Origin of the sequence: Vibrio sp. 1727 (genome assembly GCF_033344415.1) — a bacterium.
Classification (GTDB): domain Bacteria; phylum Pseudomonadota; class Gammaproteobacteria; order Enterobacterales; family Vibrionaceae; genus Vibrio; species Vibrio alginolyticus.
Window position 1 is genome coordinate 1 of sequence record NZ_JAWPOT010000506.1, and the last position, 574, is coordinate 574.

Below are 574 nucleotides of genomic sequence, written 5' to 3' on the forward strand. Positions count from 1 at the left end.
GTGGTAGCTACCTCAGTGCTGTCGGTGAAGGGATTGTTCCAACCGTGCAAAAAGAACCCGATTTGGAACAACCACCAAAGCCAATTCCAGAAGTGGCTTAAGCGATAATCTAAGATAAACAAAAAACGGAGCCGATGGGCTCCGTTCTTTCTCTAACTCTTCTGCCTTATTTCTTTGGCACTTCCAATTGCATTTCAGGCATGGCTTGTCGTTTCGCTTTTAACTTGCGCCACACAATCCAAGCCACAACAGCAATCAAAAGCATCACTACGTTGCCGACCGCAATGATGATCATGCTGCGTTTACGCTCTGCTTCGCGCTCTGCAATGATGCGTTTTTCCATCTCAATACGGCGTTGCTCGGCCAGCTCTGCTTCTTTGGCTATGCGGGCAGCTTCTAAATCCACTTCATCAACGACACTGAAGGTTTGTTCTTGAATAGGAAACACCAGTGCACGCTGGGTTGCGAAATCCGTTGCAAAGATTTCTCCGCGCCATGAGTACTTGCCCAGTTCAGGATCGTTATCCAAGTTCAAGGTGGTTTTCATACCATCCTGTGACACTTGACCTTGGCT

1 pseudogene is annotated in these 574 nt (G+C 47.7%); it reads right to left on the reverse strand.

Annotated features, from left to right (window positions below):
* Positions 1 to 166 precede the first annotated feature (166 nt).
* Positions 167 to 574 (reverse strand): annotated as a pseudogene (locus R8O10_RS26625) (TIGR03503 family protein); the annotation flags it as partial.